The organism is Lysinibacillus alkalisoli (assembly GCF_014643595.1).
GTDB classification, from domain to species: domain Bacteria; phylum Bacillota; class Bacilli; order Bacillales_A; family Planococcaceae; genus Metalysinibacillus; species Metalysinibacillus alkalisoli.
Genome location: NZ_BMJT01000003.1, coordinates 83,199 through 98,212, shown reverse-complemented (window position 1 = coordinate 98,212; position 15,014 = coordinate 83,199). Strand labels below are relative to the sequence as shown.

The 15,014-nt window shown below is 37.9% G+C and carries 18 protein-coding genes; all 18 read right to left on the bottom strand.

The genetic code is table 11. The annotated features are described in order from the left end of the window. Window positions 1-6: 6 nt before the first annotated feature. A complete protein-coding gene (locus IEW44_RS04890) occupies window positions 7-1,104 on the bottom strand; it encodes a prephenate dehydrogenase (protein WP_188613923.1) in 1,098 nt (365 codons plus the stop codon). Beyond that, a complete protein-coding gene (gene hisC / locus IEW44_RS04885; protein ID WP_188613922.1) occupies window positions 1,101-2,201 on the bottom strand; it encodes a histidinol-phosphate transaminase in 1,101 nt (366 codons plus the stop codon). Before hisC ends, IEW44_RS04890 begins: the two co-directional genes overlap by 4 nt. Before the next feature lie 20 nt (window positions 2,202-2,221). Further along, window positions 2,222-2,587 carry a chorismate mutase gene (gene aroH / locus IEW44_RS04880; RefSeq protein WP_188613921.1) on the bottom strand — a complete coding sequence of 122 codons (366 nt, stop codon included), beginning with the start codon at window positions 2,585-2,587 and terminating at the stop codon, window positions 2,222-2,224. Then, entirely contained in the window at window positions 2,584-3,669 is a 1,086-nt protein-coding gene (gene aroB / locus IEW44_RS04875) for a 3-dehydroquinate synthase (protein WP_188613920.1), read from the bottom strand. The genes aroH and aroB overlap by 4 nt, the downstream gene beginning before the upstream one ends. A gap of 1 nt (window position 3,670) precedes the next feature. Next, window positions 3,671-4,852, bottom strand: a complete 1,182-nt coding sequence (gene aroC, locus IEW44_RS04870) for a chorismate synthase (RefSeq protein WP_188613919.1) — start codon at window positions 4,850-4,852, stop codon at window positions 3,671-3,673. Window positions 4,853-5,025: 173 nt separating this feature from the next. Beyond that, window positions 5,026-5,796, bottom strand: coding sequence for a CheR family methyltransferase (locus tag IEW44_RS04865; protein ID WP_188613918.1), 771 nt, complete (start codon window positions 5,794-5,796; stop codon window positions 5,026-5,028). Window positions 5,797-5,934: 138 nt separating this feature from the next. Next, window positions 5,935-6,351, bottom strand: coding sequence for a nucleoside-diphosphate kinase (ndk, locus tag IEW44_RS04860; protein WP_188613917.1), 417 nt, complete (start codon window positions 6,349-6,351; stop codon window positions 5,935-5,937). 89 nt (window positions 6,352-6,440) lie between these two features. Beyond that, complete coding sequence (gene hepT / locus IEW44_RS04855) at window positions 6,441-7,418, bottom strand: heptaprenyl diphosphate synthase component II (RefSeq protein WP_188613916.1); 978 nt, start codon at window positions 7,416-7,418, stop codon at window positions 6,441-6,443. Window positions 7,419-7,437: 19 nt separating this feature from the next. After that, window positions 7,438-8,142 (bottom strand): demethylmenaquinone methyltransferase, encoded by a 705-nt coding sequence (locus IEW44_RS04850; RefSeq protein ID WP_188613915.1) that lies wholly within the window; start codon window positions 8,140-8,142, stop codon window positions 7,438-7,440. Window positions 8,143-8,148: 6 nt separating this feature from the next. Continuing rightward, window positions 8,149-8,859, bottom strand: a complete 711-nt coding sequence (locus IEW44_RS04845; RefSeq protein ID WP_188613914.1) for a heptaprenyl diphosphate synthase component 1 — start codon at window positions 8,857-8,859, stop codon at window positions 8,149-8,151. A gap of 31 nt (window positions 8,860-8,890) precedes the next feature. Then, entirely contained in the window at window positions 8,891-9,109 is a 219-nt protein-coding gene (gene mtrB, locus IEW44_RS04840; protein WP_188613913.1) for a trp RNA-binding attenuation protein MtrB, read from the bottom strand. A 61-nt stretch (window positions 9,110-9,170) separates the two neighbouring features. Further along, window positions 9,171-9,740 (bottom strand): GTP cyclohydrolase I FolE, encoded by a 570-nt coding sequence (gene folE / locus IEW44_RS04835; RefSeq protein ID WP_188613912.1) that lies wholly within the window; start codon window positions 9,738-9,740, stop codon window positions 9,171-9,173. Window positions 9,741-9,929: 189 nt separating this feature from the next. Next, on the bottom strand, window positions 9,930-10,202 hold the full coding sequence (hbs, locus tag IEW44_RS04830) for a non-specific DNA-binding protein Hbs (protein WP_188613911.1): 273 nt from the start codon (window positions 10,200-10,202) through the stop codon (window positions 9,930-9,932). Window positions 10,203-10,331: 129 nt separating this feature from the next. Next, window positions 10,332-11,126 (bottom strand): YphF family lipoprotein, encoded by a 795-nt coding sequence (locus IEW44_RS04825; protein WP_229704164.1) that lies wholly within the window; start codon window positions 11,124-11,126, stop codon window positions 10,332-10,334. Between the two features lie 25 nt (window positions 11,127-11,151). After that, on the bottom strand, window positions 11,152-11,364 hold the full coding sequence (locus IEW44_RS04820; RefSeq protein ID WP_188613910.1) for a DUF2768 domain-containing protein: 213 nt from the start codon (window positions 11,362-11,364) through the stop codon (window positions 11,152-11,154). A gap of 300 nt (window positions 11,365-11,664) precedes the next feature. Beyond that, complete coding sequence (locus IEW44_RS04815; RefSeq protein WP_188613909.1) at window positions 11,665-12,684, bottom strand: NAD(P)H-dependent glycerol-3-phosphate dehydrogenase; 1,020 nt, start codon at window positions 12,682-12,684, stop codon at window positions 11,665-11,667. A 15-nt stretch (window positions 12,685-12,699) separates the two neighbouring features. Next, window positions 12,700-14,010 carry a ribosome biogenesis GTPase Der gene (gene der, locus IEW44_RS04810; RefSeq protein WP_188613908.1) on the bottom strand — a complete coding sequence of 437 codons (1,311 nt, stop codon included), beginning with the start codon at window positions 14,008-14,010 and terminating at the stop codon, window positions 12,700-12,702. Between the two features lie 110 nt (window positions 14,011-14,120). Next, on the bottom strand, window positions 14,121-14,999 hold the full coding sequence (locus IEW44_RS04805; RefSeq protein ID WP_188613907.1) for a M23 family metallopeptidase: 879 nt from the start codon (window positions 14,997-14,999) through the stop codon (window positions 14,121-14,123). Between the last annotated feature and the right edge of the window lie 15 nt (window positions 15,000-15,014).

Sequence of the window (15,014 nt, the reverse complement as noted above, 5' to 3'; positions counted from 1 at the left end):
CTCTTTTTACGATATATATGTTTCAAATTTCGCTCGTTTCTCAATGCAGTTTGCAGCACGTTTCCGGTCTTCTTCTGTTTGAAAACTAATGACAAGCACACCAAAAACATCCTCACGAGACTCGACAATTCGCAAGTTAGTAATACTGATTGCCTCATCTGCTAAATACCCAATTACTTCTGCGATTACACCTGCATAGTCTGGCACATCTACATATAAGTCAAATGGTGTAAAGAAAGCACCTGCTCCAACTGGTAACTCATCACGCACCGATTTAGCTGAGGCAAAGTATTGTTCAATATCTGCTGCCTCGCCCTGCTCTAGTAATTGTTGCACTCTCCCCATCTCAGCTTGCCAATCCTTTAATTGCATTAATAATTCCTTGCGATTTTGCAAAGTAATATCACGCCACAAAATCGGATTAGATGAAGCAATACGGGTAATATCTCTGAAACCACCCGCTGCTAATGAACGGGTCATAGGATAATTATCATCCTCTGTGCGTAATTGATGCACAAGAGAGGCTGCAATAATATGCGGAAAATGACTTACTACTGCCGTCATATGATCATGTTCATGTGCGGATACACTTACCACTTTAGCATGTGTGTATTTTAATAAGCTTTCAAGCTTTGCCATATGCACAATTTCTTCACCTGCTAATGGCGTTAACATATAATAGGCATTTTCAAAGAGATGTGGCTTAGCCGCTAAAATACCACTTTTATGCGACCCTGCCATCGGATGTCCCCCTATAAAAGTAATACCTTTTGCACGTAACTCCGCTGCTTTTTGCATAATTGCTTTTTTAGTACTTCCGGTATCTGTAATGATAACCGTTGATTTTAACTGCCAATCCTTTAATTGGTCGAGCCAAACTAATGTGGCATTTACAGGCGTGCCAAAAATAATCACATCGGCATCTTTTGCCGCTATTTCTGGTGCTATTACTGTCTCATGCACCACGTTCAACATTTCAGCTTGTTTGGCGGTATTTTCATCTTGGTCATAGCCTACAATCTTTACCTCTGGTGCTTTTTGTAATGCTAAAGCAATCGAGCCACCAATAAGCCCCAAGCCAATAACTAATACATTACGTGTCATACAAGCACTCCTTGCTCCTCTAACACGGCCTCTAATTGCGTAAAGAAGGCTTCATTTTGTGCTTTTGTACCAATCGTCACACGTAAATAGTTAGGGACGCCTAGCGCCTTACCGCTCCTCACAATAAAACCACGTTCCATTAGTTTTTGAAATACGATATCGCTATCTGTTTTGATTTCAAATAAGATAAAGTTTGTTGCTGAAGGATAGTAATGTAAATCGTGTTTATCACAAAATGCTTCAAATTGTCGTTTCCCAGCCTCATTGGCCTCTATACATTGTGTAATAAAGGCTTGGTCTTTAATCGCAATTTTAGCCACATTTTGACCTAGAACGGTATTATTAAATGGTGCACGTACAGGATCTAATTTAGCAATAATTGCGGGATGCGCAATGCCATATCCTACACGAAAACCTGCTAAACCATAAGCTTTTGAAAAGGTACGTAACGATATGACATTATCATATTTTGCTAATAATGGGATGGTTGATGTATGCTCCTCATCTTGTACATATTCGCAATAAGCTTCATCTAACACGACAAGCACATCTTTTGGCACTTGTTGTAAAAATGTACGTAATGCTTTATCTGGAATAACAACACCTGTTGGGTTGTTTGGGCTACAAATCCAAATAACAGATGTTTGTTTGTCAATAGCTGCTAGCATGGCTTGTAAATCGTGAGCCCCATTAATTAACGGGATTTCTCTCACTTCTGCTCCTTCAATGATAGCATTATGTTTATATTGAGAAAATGATGGGGTTGCCATCACTGTATTCACACCTGGATACAACAAAGCACGTGTAATAATCGCGATTAAATCATCTGAACCATTACCAAATATCAGCATATCTTCACTTATGTTGAAATGGTCTGCCATTATCGTACGCAAACTTTGCGCATAACCATCTGGATAAATCGCATGATCCACATTCATATTTTCTAAATAGGCTTTTACTTGTGGTGAACAGCCGAATGGATTCTCATTAGAAGCTAATTTAACAACTTCTTCTAGTTGGTACATTGCTTTTACTTCTTCCATCGGTTTACCTGGTTGATAAGCTTTCATTCCGTGTATTTGTTGTTTCCATTTCATGACTACCGTCTCCTCTATCGTTATCGATTTACTAAATCTGGTCGTAATTTAATTGCATCATTCAAATAAATATGCTGTACTTCTTGTTGCCCTACTGCAACTTCTGCATGGATTAATACGCGTATACATAAAGGTAATGCGCCTGCTACATTCATCTCATGCATACACATTACAGGCACAAATTGCCATCCTTCCATTTCACGCACAGCACGTGCTGGAAAAGCAGATGTAATATCTGGTGTTGTTGAAATAATAACAGATGTAATTTGTTCCGCTACAATTTGATTAGCTTCTGCAATAGCTTGGACAAGTTTAGCTGTCTCTTGCCACACTTGCTGTGGCTCATCTTGCGTGATCGTAATCGCTCCTCTTAATCCACGTATCATAATGCAGCCTCCCTTATAATCGCTCTTAATTTCGCATCTACTATGCGACATTCTTCGAGTGTGATTGTTTGTACTATAGGTTGGCCAATAACCTTTAGTAAGACAAATTTAAGCTCACCATACTCCACTTTTTTATCCTTCATTAAGTAGTTGGCTAATTGGTCAAAAGGATAATCATGAATGGCATCTAAAGGGTAATCATTTCGCAACGCATACTGTACAAATTGTAAGGTATCCTCATGTGAAATATCCCCATATGTTTCACTCAATAGTAAGGTAAAGACTAGACCAATCATAATAGCCTCACCGTGAGCTAGCTTGCCATAACCTGCTGCTGCCTCTACAGCATGCCCATATGTGTGCCCTAAGTTCAAATATTTTCGTACGGATTGTTCTGTCTCATCTTGTGATACAATCGCTGCTTTTACTTCAATCCCTCTTTTTAAATGATGATTCAATGAAGGAGTGATTTGCTGTGATTCATGTAGTAGTGTAGCAAGCCATTGTTCATCGGATAAATAAGCATGCTTCACTACTTCTGCCATACCAGAACGTACTTCACGAGTTGGTAATGTTTTCAAAAGGTGTGTATCATAAATAACGGCTTGTGGTTGATAAAAAGCGCCAATCATATTTTTGCCTAAAGAGTGATTGATTGCTGTCTTGCCACCAACAGCACTATCATGCGCTAAAATAGTAGTAGGAACTTGAATAAAAGGAATCCCTCTCATATAAGTAGCTGCAACAAACCCTGTCACATCACCTATAGCTCCACCGCCAAATGCAATAATTAAAGATTGTCTTGTCGCGTTTTGCTGTAATAAAAAAGTTTGTGCTAATTCATATTGCTCAAAAGTTTTACTTGATTCTCCTCCTGGAAAAATAAAAACATCAAAAGGATAATCAAAGTTTTTTTCAAAGTATGATTGCTGTGCTGCCCAGACCGATTGATCTGTGAAAACAAAGATATGGTCAGCTTGCTTTACCTTATTATCACATAATATCCATGCCTCAGCTAACATCTCTGTACCAATGAAGACATCGTAGTTTTGGTCTTTAGTTGTTACTTGCACACATTCCATATTAAAACTCCTTCGCATATTGGCGTTGAGCTTCAATTTGGCTTTTTAATTGTGGCATTTGATCACTATGAAATTGTTCAACAATAGCTGTGGCAATTTCCCAGGCAATAACATGCTCTGCCACTACAGATGCTGCTGGTACTGCACAACTATCTGAACGTTCAATACTTGCCGCAAAAGGCTCTTTTGTTTCAATATCGACACTTTGCAATGGTTTGTATAAGGTTGGAATTGGCTTCATAACACCACGTACAACAATAGGCATACCTGTTGTCATGCCACCCTCTAAACCACCTAAACGATTTGTACTGCGTGTATAACCATATTTTTCATCCCAAACAATCTCATCATGAACTTCAGAACCTTTTAAGCGTGCTACTTCAAAACCTTCACCAAACTCCACACCTTTAAAAGCATTAATGCTTAGCATAGCTTGTGCTAACTTGCCATCTAATTTACGGTCATAATGGACATACGAACCAACACCTGCTGGCATACCTTCAATAATAACTTCTACGACACCACCAATGGTGTCACCATTATGCTTCGTCTCGTCTATTAACTGCACCATCTCTTCAGATGCCTTGGCATCTAAACAATAACAAGGGTCATTTTCAATAATCGCTCGAATCTCTGCTACAGATTTTCCATTTGTTAATGTTCGGTCGGCTTTAATGCCACCAATCTCAGTTACATGGGCTACGATATGAATACCTAACTCTTGTAATAGTAATTTTGCAACAGCACCGACAGCAACGCGTACGGTTGTCTCACGTGCTGAAGAGCGTTCTAACACATTACGTAAATCACGATGCCCATATTTCATACCACCAACTAAATCAGCATGCCCTGGTCGTGGTCGTGAAATTTGTCGTTTAATCTCGTTCGGGTCAACGTCTTCTGGTAACGCTTCAATCCCCATAATTTTAGTCCAGTGCTTCCAGTCATCATTTTTTACAACTAGGGCCACTGGTGAACCTAATGTCTTACCATGTCTTACACCACCAACAATCTCTACAGTATCTGTTTCAATCTGCATACGTCGTCCTCGACCATGCCCACCTTGTCGACGTTTTAAATCGTGATTAATTTGATCTAATGAAATGGATAGTTGTGAAGGTAATCCTTCAATAATAGTTGTTAATTGAGGGCCGTGTGACTCTCCAGATGTTAAATAACGCATTTGCGCTTTCCTCCTTCAACTCGCTAAAGTATGTGTATTACACTATAACATAATCTATCATAAAAAACAGTGCTGTTTTTTATGAATCTCTACTATTCAAAACCCATTGAATTATATGAACATTTTGTATCTTATAAAAAAAGCACACCGCGATTGCGATGAGCGCTTTATGTTTATATTTTTCGGTAAAAGAAAGTATCTTCCACTTCAAAATTATAACGTGCTGGTGAAAAAATTTGTTCGGTCGAACCAACGAATAATACACCGCCAGGCTTTAGCGCTTTGCTAAAGTTTTGATAGATTTGATCTTTCGCTTCCTCTGTAAAATAGATCATAACATTACGACAAACAATTAAATCATGGTTGCTGTCATATGTATCGTTTAATAAATTATGTTTTTTAAAAGTAACGCAGCGTTTAATTTCCTCTTTGACACAATAAAACTCGCCATCTTTATCAAAGTATTTTGCTTTAATATCATTTGGCACTTCCGCTAATGAACGTTCTGGATAAACACCACGCTTAGCTTTGGCAATCGCATTTTCGTCTAGGTCTGTTGCCACAACTTGAATTTGAGAAAGTGGTAAATGTTTTGATAAAACCATTACGAGAGAATATGGCTCTTCACCAGTGGAACATGCTGCACTCCAAATTTTTAAGCGACGACTATTTTGCAATAATCTTGGAAATATTTTATTCTCTAATACTTCCCAACGCTTTCCGTTACGATAAAACTCTGAAACGTTAATCGTCATACGGTCTAAAAATTCATTCATTAAATTGCGGTCGCGTTCTACGGCTTGTAAAAAATCAGTAAAGTTCTTGAAGCCTTTTTTTTCATATAAAGAAGTTAAACGTCGCTTCATCTGTGCTTCTTTATATAAGGCTAAGTCAATACCTGTTTTTCGTTTAATGCCTGCAACGAATTGTTGATAATCCGACATTCACACATCTATCCTCTCGCTGTATTGTATGTACCATTATAGCTGAAAAATGATTATTCTGAAACCAAGTTTTCTATATTTTGTACTACGAAACAAAAAAAGCCGACAAAGCACATAGCTTTATCGACATTTCTACTCTTATAGTGCTTCTTCACCAAAGAATAATGTGATTTCACGTTGTGCTGACGCAAATGAATCAGAACCGTGAATTACGTTGTGAGATACTGTTGTTGAGTAGTCACCACGGATTGTTCCTGGCGCAGACTCAAGTGGGTTTGTAGCACCCATCATTAAGCGACCAACTGAAATTACGTTCTCGCCTTCCCATACCATTGCAAATACAGGACCAGAAGTAATGAAGTCTACTAATTCGCCGAAGAATGGACGCTCAGAGTGCTCTGCATAGTGTTGTTTAGCTAAGTCTTCTGTAATTGTCATTAATTTTGCTTCACAAAGTGTGAAACCTTTACGTTCAAAGCGATCTACGATATCGCCAACTAATTGACGTTCTACACCGTCTGGTTTAACCATTAAAAATGTTTTTTCGATTGCCATTGTTGTTTACAACTCCTTTAGTTCGTCTAAGAGGTTTTTCACCTACCGATAAATAGTATCAAACTATTTAACATTGTTCAATACATATGTTAAAACTTACGTTTACCCATGAACAATGCGATGTCTCGCAGTTTTTTACGTGTGGGATGTTTAGGTAATTGCTCAATTTCACGCAATGCCTTTTGTAAATATTTATCACTTACTTTTTTTGCTTCAGCAATCGCTGGTGATTTACGTAATTTCTTTAGCATCGCTTGACGATCTTCTTCAGATAACTGCTCATGTGCCACAACTTTTTCAATATAAGGACGCACTGCTTCATCTTGTAAGGCTAACAAAATCGGTAGGGTAATATTACCTTGTAATAAATCACTGCCTGCTGGTTTACCAAGTTCCTCATCTGTTGCCATAATATCTAAAATATCGTCAATAATTTGAAAGCTCATACCTACAAAATAACCAAACCGACGTAAGTGTCGAGCATCTTTTTCTGTAGCACCTGCTGCCACAGCTCCTAACTCACAACTTGAAGAGATTAATAATGCCGTCTTACGTTTAATACGGCGGAAATAATCTTTTAAACTTTGATCTACAATAAATTTATCTTCAATTTGAATCACTTCGCCATTGCAAATCTCAACCATCGTATGTGCCAAAATTTGATGGAGACGTTGATTGTCTAACTCTGTCATATATGTTAACGCTCGCGCAAAAATAAAATCACCTGTATACATTGCAACGCGGTTATTCCATTGTGCTTTTACTGTTTCACGCCCTCTGCGCATATCTGAGTTATCAATAACATCATCATGTACAAGAGATGCCATATGAATAAGTTCTAATGGCACAGCAACATTTTTCACTTGCTGAATATCATAGTCTCCAAACTTTGCTCCTAACAATACAAAGATGGGACGTATTCTTTTGCCACCTGCTTGCAGTAAATGGAGTGAAGCATCGTTTAGCAAGTGTGAAGACGAGTTCAACGCTTTTTCGAGCTCTTTTTCAATAATTTCTAAATCTGATTTTAAATCAGCGTAAAGTAACTTCAACTTCAACTTTTCCACTTGAAAAATCCTTCCTCCATTAGTTTTTTGGTTTATAACCTAAGTGCATGGCTGCTGCTCCACCGCTATAACCTTTATACTCAATACGTTCAAAGCCAGTAGTAGCATACATACGAGCAAGTTGCTTCATACCTGGAAAGTCATTTGCTGACTCTTGTAACCATGAATATTCATCATAGCTTTTAGCAAATAGTTTACCAAATATCGGCATGACAAAGCGGAAGTAAAAGCGGAAGAGTTGACGATAAACAGGTAGCTCGGGCTGAGATGTTTCTAAACAGACTAAAATACCGCCTGGTTTTAGCACGCGATACATCTCACTTAATGTCTGCATATAGTCGGGAACGTTACGTAAACCAAAGCCTATTGTAACGTAATCAAAAGTATTATCTTCAAATGGCAGCGCCATCGCATTGCCTTGCATCAACGTAATTTGTGGGAGATGAGCTGTCTTTTGCTCGCCTACTTTTAACATATTTTCGCTAAAATCTAAGCCCACGACTTCACCTTGAGCTCCAACAGCATCTGCTAATGTCAGTGTCCAGTCAGCTGTGCCACAACAAACATCTAATGCTTTTGACCCTTCTTTAACTTGCATACGCTTCATTACATCTTTACGCCACAAAGTATGCATTTGGAAACTAATCACGCTATTCATTTTATCGTAATTGCCTGAAATGCTTTCGAATACCTCATGTACACGTTCTTCTTTTGTCTTTACCATAACGAGTTAAACCTCACTTTTCTTCATGCCACACTTTAGCACAAGTTCTTTAAGTTCTGAAGATAAGGCAGATTGTTGCACTTCAGTAGTAAATCTTTGTTGTACAACTTGTATGGCATCTGTAATCTCTCGTTGCACATCATTTACTTTTAATTTCTCAGCTAATCGTCCAATTGCTTGCTGCTCTTCAAACAAGCGAATCAGCAAAATCCCTTTTTTCATAATTGTCGTGTATTGTGTAAAAGATTTTTCGTTAAAATAAGCTTCGATTAAAGCGGTTTCAGCCATCTCGATTGACATGAGCCAATCTTGGAACGTAATCGCACCTTGTTCATATCCTCGTACCTTTTGTTCACAGCGTGCTACAATTGCTGAAGATAAAGCGCGTATCAAACGAATATTACCTGTTTCGGCTAGTATTTGATAATAGCGCCCACTATAATAATCCCCTGCTAAAACCATTAATTGTTGTTCTTTTGTTGTTGCATCCTTTTCCTCAATTAAATCGTGAGCAGCTAAAGCCGCGTGTACAATCCCTACGATTACTGCATCACTGTCTTGTTTTTCACCATTTAAGAAAGGAAGTAATAGATAAAACATGCGGTTGTCGTCTACTCTTGGTTCACCTGTATTTCTTAGTAAAGCGCTATGACGAACATCATTAAAAATTGCTGTTTTAAATTGTTCCACTACTTTTTGGGCGTCTGTTGCATTCATAGACTCTACTCCAATCACTAATTTCATTCCTTTATTTACGTGTTTCGCTATGGATGACACCATGTGACGTATGGATGGAGGCTTTACCTCGCACCTTCATAGCCGATGTGTGTTCTGTGAACTGCGCAATCATCACTTCACCTTTATCCAACTTCTCAGAATGATGGAATTTTGTGTCTGTTCCCCTCGTTAAACCGATTAATTGCACACCATCTTCTTCGGCTTGAATAATAATATAATCTTGCGCCATATGTACACACTCCTTCACGCTACAATTTCTTTGTTCATCATATCACAATGTAAGCTCTAGATTAAGACATTTGAATAAATGAGATGACTTCTTTTCGCATTGTTTCATTTTCTTCATAAATCCCTCTAGCTACCGCTGTCACCGTTTTAGCACCAGGCTTTTTCAATCCACGCATTGTCATACACATGTGCTCAGCCTCTATTACAACATAGGCTCCCTTTGCCCCTAACATTTCCATAATCGTATCTGCCACAGAGGAAGTGATACGTTCTTGCAATTGCGGACGTCTTGCTATTGTTTCAACTGCACGTCCTAATTTACTTAAACCTGCCACTATTCCATTTTGTGGAATATAAGCCACGTGTGCTTTACCATAGAAAGGGACAAGATGATGTTCGCACATCGAGTAAAAAGGGATGTCTTTTACAAGCACAAACTCTTCGTGATCTTCATGAAACACTGTTTTGAAATAATCTTTAGCATCTTCATGTAAGCCGCTAAACATCTCTTGGTACATCTTTGCTACACGTTTCGGTGTGTCTAATAATCCTTCACGGTCTACATCTTCCCCAACCGCTTCTAATATCATTTTTACTGCTTCTTCAATCTTTTTCAAATCCACATTTGTCATTCCAAAATCCTCCTGCTTCTCAACAACATTTCAGCTACTCTTTGCATAGTAGCATAATTTATGTTTCAACGCATACATTGTTCATTGTAGCACCCTTTTATGCGTTAGGAAATGACGCAATTATGATAAAAAAAGTAGAGGCAAGCTAAACGGACTTGTTTAGCTTGCCTCTATGTAGAAACTACGAAATTATTTCACAGCATCTTTAAGCGCTTTACCTGGTTTAAACGCAGGTACTTTGCTTGCAGCGATTTCGATTTCTTTACCTGTTTGTGGGTTACGACCTTTACGAGCCGCACGTTCACGTACTTCAAAGTTACCAAAACCAATTAATTGTACTTTATCACCCTTTGCAAGAGTGTCTTGGATTGTATTAAATACAGCATCTACTGCTGAAGCAGCATCTTTCTTAGAAAGTTCTGTAGCTTCTGCAACAGCGTTTACTAGTTCTGTTTTATTCACACCATTCACCTCCTCTCAAAGGGAAATACACCGAATCATGTAAAAAGATTAACATAACATAAACTGCGGTGCAACTGAATTCCTTACTACAATACCCATTTTAAAGAGATTTAGCCCTTTTTTACGAAATCATTTATCATTTTTTTCGTTTTTATCATCTACCGTAGGATTTTCTTCTTTATTATCTGAATTTTCCTTACGATCCTTTGCCTTAGTAATTTCAATTACCATAACAGGTTCATTATTATCATCTACCGTATATGGCACCGAATAGGCAGGCACGATTGGAGAGCGTTCTACTAATAAGTCACGAATATCATCACCTGGTTTTACGTCTGGCTTCTCCTCACGCAAAATATCCGCTAAATCTAACGTATAATCCACATGTAATTCGCCATCTCCTGTCATAAATATTGGCAACTGATGTTGTGAATAGGGACTTTTCACTGTAATTTCTTCTTTAAAACCTAAAGCTTCGTAATCGATGCGAAACGCTAAAGGATTAATTAAGTCTTTCGTTGGTAAATATCTCCCCATTGCACGAATTTTAATCTCACGCATACGCTCAGGTATGTTTAAATCCACTAATTTTACTTCTGCTGTATTTTCGGGATCCCAAATCGTGTATTGATAGATGCCACCTTTTTCATAGGCTGTACCAGGAGGTTCTGCCATATAACGCGGTACTAATTTCTCAAAATCAATTAAATACTTAATATAAGGGTCTGTATCCATGTCACGGTCCTTAATGGGTACAAGCCCACCTGTATCCTCTTTATACTGATTTACAGCCTGTTGTACTGCGGCAAGTTGGTCAGCATAAGGAATTTGATTGGCTGCCTTTTCACTATCAGGAAACATACAACCTGATAATGCCATAACAGCTATTACTAAAAACACGATAAGTGTTCCTTGTTTCTTCATGTATAATTCACCTCTACCCTATCAATTACGCTGGCCATGTGGCAACAATTAATACCATTAAAAACGAGCCTAATCCAAATAAAATATACGCAATTAAATTTATTATGACTCGTACAAAACCATTTTTTATTTTATTGCGGCTTAAATAAATTAACAAAATAGAAGCTAATAAAAAACCAATACAATAAAAAGAAACCCACATCACATCTAACGCAGGCATATGTGCTAGCGGACCCAATAAAATACCACCTTTCTTCACAAGTTCATCTTTTTCATTATACTATGTAAACATAAAAAGAACAGAAACCGCCAGTGGTTTTTAATGACTAATTTTATTTTGTGACAAGATCACTTAAAAATCGTAACATTTTAAAGGCGTGCACAAAATAAGTGGTAAGGAAAAATGAATCTTTCCTTACCACTTTTTCGTTTATCATTGAAATTGCTAAATTTTGTAAATAGTTAACAGAGTCTAGCATCTATCGCTAAACGCCTGCTAGGTTAATAATAGCCACTACAAGACCGTTTTAATCTTTTATTATTCTTGCATCATTTCGTCTATTTCACGTTTTTTCATGCGCATCATAAGTTTATCCACTTCTACTTTTGGTTCTTCATCTTCAAATAATACCGCATATAACGCATTCGTAATGGGCATGACCACTTCATATTTATGAGCAAGCTGATATGCTGCTTGGGTAGTGCGAACTCCTTCAACAACCATCCCCATCTGAGCAAGTACTTCTTGTTGTTTATGCCCTTGCCCTAGTAAATTCCCTGCTCGCCAGTTACGAGAATGTACACTCGTACAAGTGACGATTAAATCACCCATACCTGTTAAACCAGAGAAAGTGAATGGATTGCCCCCCATTTTTACACCTAAGCGCGTAATTTCAGCTAATCCTCTTGTAATGAGAGCTGCTTTAGCATTATCCCCATAACCTAAACCATCTGTAATCCCAGCAGCTAAAGCAATCACATTTTTTAAGGCGCCACCAATCTCTACACCTATAATATCTTCATTTGTATACACTCGGAAATATTGATTCATAAATAAATCCTGTACCTTTTCAGCCGCTGATAAATTAACACAAGCTGCTGTAATCGTTGTAGGATGATGTTTCACAACTTCTTCGGCATGACTTGGTCCAGATAAAGCAACAACATCATCGACATATTGAGGTAACACAGATTCTAAAATCATTTCTGATACACGTTTATGTGTATGCGGTTCGATCCCTTTTGATACTGGAACAAACAATGCAGGTTTTGTTAAATAATCATTCAATTGCTGACAAACTTCTCTTATTGCTTTTGTAGGGACAGCAACGATAAAAATATCAGCATGTGCCGTAGCATTTTGTAGATTGGCTGTTGCACGCAAAGTTGTTGGCAACGTAAGGTTTGGCAAATACCGTTCATTTGTATGTCCTTGTGCAATTTCAGTCGCTTGGTCCTCACGATGAGACCATAATAATGTATCGTGTCCATTTTCAGCTAAAACCATAGCAAGTGCTGTGCCCCATGAACCTGCACCTAAAACCGTTATTTTTTCCACCTTAATCACTCCTATTTACGTACGTGCACGTGTAATCAGACGAATTGGCGTGCCTTCAAAATCAAATGTTTCTCGAATGCGATTTTCAATAAAACGCTCATAAGAAAAATGCATTAATTCTGGCTCATTTACAAACACAATAAATGTTGGTGGTTTAATCGCTGCTTGTGTTGTGTAGTACACACGTAGTCGTTTACCTTTGTCAGAAGGCGCAGGGTTACGTACAACGGCATCCTCAATCACTTCATTTAAAATGGATGATTGAATACGCATAGCATGATTTTCACTTACACGATTGATAATTGGTAAAATTTGATGCACGCGCTGTTTTGTATTAGCTGACACAAAAATAATAGGTGCATAATCTAAAAATAGGAAATTCTCCCTAATATCATCTGTAAAACGCTTCATTGTTTTATCATCTTTTTCAATAGTATCCCATTTGTTAACCACAATAATAACCGCTTTACCAGCCTCATGTGCATAGCCTGCAATCTTTTTGTCTTGCTCTTGAATCCCTTCCTCAGCATTCAATACAATCAAGACAACGTCTGAACGTTCAATCGCTCGTAAAGCACGTAACACAGAATATTTTTCTGTTGATTCATATACTTTACCTTTTTTACGCATGCCTGCTGTATCAATGATGACATAATCTTGTTCATCATAATGATATGGTGTATCAATAGCATCGCGTGTCGTACCTGCTACATCACTCACAATAACACGGTCTTGACCTAAAAAGGTGTTAACTAATGAGGATTTCCCTACATTTGGACGACCAATTAAAGAAAATTTAATTACTTCGTCTCCATATCCGATATCTTCTTCTTTCGGGAAATGCTTAGCTGCTTCGTCCAATAAATCACCTAAACCTAAACCATGTGAGCCAGAGATTGGGAAAGGTTCACCAAATCCTAATGCATAGAAATCGTAAATCATTTCTCTCATATCGGGATTATCAATTTTATTAACAGCTAAAACAACTGGCTTTTTCGTTTTATACAAAATTTTTGCTACTTCTTCATCAGCTGCTGTAACACCTTCGCGCCCATTTGTCATAAAGACAATAACGTCTGCTTCATCCATAGCGATTTCAGCTTGTTGACGAATTTGCTCTAAAAAAGGCTCATCACCAATCTCGATGCCGCCTGTATCAATAATATTAAAATCATGTGTTAACCACTCTGCAGAGCTATATATACGGTCACGTGTAACGCCAGGTACGTCCTCAACAATCGAGATACGTTCGCCAACTATACGGTTAAAAATCGTAGACTTTCCGACATTCGGACGACCTACGATGGCTATTACTGGTTTCGTCATTTTATTCAATCCTTCCAACCTCAATATGCGTACATTATACATGAGAAAGTATCAACTTTCATCTAAATGCCCTAGCAATCATAGCGTGCTAGGGCATGTTTGACAATATTTTATTGCATTTTTAATAAAGAATTTCGCTTTAAGAAACGATCATTAATAAGTAAAGGGACACCATTCCCGTCCAACTCTGCATGAATATGGAGATGTGGCTCGCTTGTGTTACCACTATTGCCCACTTGACCTAATCGCTCACCTACTTGTAATACATCACCTTCTGCTACTTCTACAGTACCTGTTTTCATATGAGCCAAATAAAGCGTTGCATCCGTCTCCTCACATTGAATTGCCACATGATTGCCTGTTGCATTGTCCTTATCTGTTGCTCCTATTTTCATATCAGGTAAATTATTTTCTACACTCGTCACAACACCGTTACAAGGGCTGTAAATAGGTGTCTCATAAATCACATAATCTGATAACGCTTTTGGCATAATGCCTTTAGCACGTGAAGTATAATACGCTAACTCTACAATGTCCATGGCATAGCGCTGTGGGGGATACGCAGCATGATAGTTTAAACCTGTACCACCACCACCTTGCACTACCATAAATACCCCATCTTGCAATGGCGATGCGATATGCATAACCTTTCCTTCATAGCTGTAATTATCCATAATATTAAACGAGTTTACGATAAAAAATAAAGCTAATGCGCCAGAGATAAAGATATCAAACTTATATCTACCTTGAATCCATGGTAAAGCTTGATTTTTAATACCTGTCATTACAACTGCAAATATAGCTATAAGTAGCATAATGTAACGGTACCAATAAACGAGGTCCCATGCTCCTGCTTGGAAAATCCATATCGTAAATGCCAGTAGCAATAAACTATTAAAAAGCCATACAAGGCGATTATGCTGTTTTACACAAATCATTATAGTAAAAGCAATTGGCATAATATAAATAATAATCATTTGTAAAATCATTTTATACCCTCCTCT

Bases quoted from the DNA above. Each gene is read 5' to 3' on its own strand.
- IEW44_RS04890 (WP_188613923.1), bottom strand. From the start codon at position 1,104: ATGACACGTAATGTATTAGTTATTGGCTTGGGGCTTATTGGTGGCTCG.
- hisC (WP_188613922.1), bottom strand. From the start codon at position 2,201: ATGAAATGGAAACAACAAATACACGGAATGAAAGCTTATCAACCAGGT.
- aroH (WP_188613921.1), bottom strand. From the start codon at position 2,587: ATGATACGTGGATTAAGAGGAGCGATTACGATCACGCAAGATGAGCCA.
- aroB (WP_188613920.1), bottom strand. From the start codon at position 3,669: ATGGAATGTGTGCAAGTAACAACTAAAGACCAAAACTACGATGTCTTC.
- aroC (WP_188613919.1), bottom strand. From the start codon at position 4,852: ATGCGTTATTTAACATCTGGAGAGTCACACGGCCCTCAATTAACAACT.
- IEW44_RS04865 (WP_188613918.1), bottom strand. From the start codon at position 5,796: ATGTCGGATTATCAACAATTCGTTGCAGGCATTAAACGAAAAACAGGT.
- ndk (WP_188613917.1), bottom strand. From the start codon at position 6,351: ATGGCAATCGAAAAAACATTTTTAATGGTTAAACCAGACGGTGTAGAA.
- IEW44_RS04850 (WP_188613915.1), bottom strand. From the start codon at position 8,142: ATGGTAAAGACAAAAGAAGAACGTGTACATGAGGTATTCGAAAGCATT.
- IEW44_RS04845 (WP_188613914.1), bottom strand. From the start codon at position 8,859: ATGAATGCAACAGACGCCCAAAAAGTAGTGGAACAATTTAAAACAGCA.
- mtrB (WP_188613913.1), bottom strand. From the start codon at position 9,109: ATGGCGCAAGATTATATTATTATTCAAGCCGAAGAAGATGGTGTGCAA.
- folE (WP_188613912.1), bottom strand. From the start codon at position 9,740: ATGACAAATGTGGATTTGAAAAAGATTGAAGAAGCAGTAAAAATGATA.
- IEW44_RS04825 (WP_229704164.1), bottom strand. From the start codon at position 11,126: ATGAAGAAACAAGGAACACTTATCGTGTTTTTAGTAATAGCTGTTATG.
- der (WP_188613908.1), bottom strand. From the start codon at position 14,010: ATGACGAAACCAGTAATAGCCATCGTAGGTCGTCCGAATGTCGGAAAG.
- IEW44_RS04805 (WP_188613907.1), bottom strand. From the start codon at position 14,999: ATGATTTTACAAATGATTATTATTTATATTATGCCAATTGCTTTTACT.